Source organism: Mesorhizobium sp. WSM4813, assembly GCF_055811555.1.
In genome coordinates this window covers 1-1,220 of record NZ_JBVVQU010000139.1, presented here as the reverse complement: position 1 = coordinate 1,220, position 1,220 = coordinate 1, and the positions used below count along the sequence as shown (strand labels likewise).

Here is a 1,220-nt window from a genome sequence, read left to right as displayed (position 1 = left end):
TGTCGGTAGCTTTTCAAGTTGTCCGGTTTTGGTAGCACGTCACATGTCCGCTTCTGTTTCTGTCCGGTGGGCCGCTGCGGTCAGGCGCGTCAGCGGCTGTCCACAGGGTCCATTGGATGGAGCGACGTCGAAGCGGTTCACGCTGCGCTCCTGAGCAGGGGTAGAGCTTGTGGGGCGCCGTCGGCCTGGTAGCGGGCGATGGCGCGCGGCCCGTGGAAGACGGCGAGCGCGCCGTCCGGATACTGGCGCACTTTCACCCGCGCTTTCACATAGTGATGACGCAAGGGACTTTCAGGCAGTTGCAGGACGAGCCGGCCCCACGAAACCGTGTTGTCGCGGGCGACGACACGTTCCTCTTCGACGCACAGGATCTCGGCCAGCAGCGCCGGGTCGGCGGCCACGAAGGCGCTTTCGGCGATCTCGGGCGGCTTGGCGAACCGGGCGTTGTGGGCCGGCACATAGACCTCGGCCAGAAAGCGGTTGGCCGTGTCGACGTCGCCAATCCCGGCCAGCTTCAATTCCTTGGGCAGACGATCCTGCAGCGTGGCGAACATGCGCTCCGAGCGGCCGCGCGCTTCGGGCGAATAGGCAGGGATATGCTCGATGCCAAGGCGTTCCAAAGCCCGGCCGACCTGGGTCAGCCGGCTCTTGTCCACCTTCTCGCCGGCCTTGAGCGTCACGAAATAGTGGCTGCCGCGATCCGTGTAGAGGCTCGACGGCAATCCCTTGGCCGCAAAGGTCTCCATCAGTCCCAGCAGGCTCGACGCCGTGCCCTCTTCCTCGACCAGGACGGCCGAGTAGGTCGTGCTCGTCGCATCATCCATCGTCACGATCAGGTCGAGCGGCGGCTGGCCTTCCACCCAGGCATGCCGGCTGCCGTCCTGGTGCAGCATCATCCCCTCGCACGGCTTCCTTTCCCGCTTGCGCCGGTGAGCACCGCGACGCTTCGCCCGTCCCACCAGCCCCGCCGCGTGCAGCTGCGTCTTGATGAAGGTGTAGCCCCAGCTGAAGTCGTGATCGCGCAGCAGGTGCTCGTGAAAATGCTTCACATTCCATCCAAGGTAGCGGTGACGATAAAGCATCAGCATCTCCTCGATCGCCTCCGCCGGAACCCGGCGCGTCGAAATCTTGCCCAAGCGCCGATCGAGCAAGCCAGCTTCCCCAGCCTCTTCGTACCGGTCCCGGTAACGCCGGAACTGCCGTTCCGACATGCCGAGCAA

General features: G+C 64.9%; 1 protein-coding gene. It reads right to left on the bottom strand.

Annotated features, from left to right (window positions below; all coding sequences use genetic code 11):
• Positions 1 to 137: 137 nt before the first annotated feature.
• Positions 138 to 1,211, bottom strand: coding sequence for an ISNCY family transposase (locus tag AC0L25_RS32370; protein WP_473599175.1), 1,074 nt, complete (start codon positions 1,209 to 1,211; stop codon positions 138 to 140).
• Positions 1,212 to 1,220 lie beyond the last annotated feature (9 nt).

Bases quoted from the DNA above. Each gene is read 5' to 3' on its own strand.
- AC0L25_RS32370 (WP_473599175.1), bottom strand. From the start codon at position 1,211: ATGTCGGAACGGCAGTTCCGGCGTTACCGGGACCGGTACGAAGAGGCT.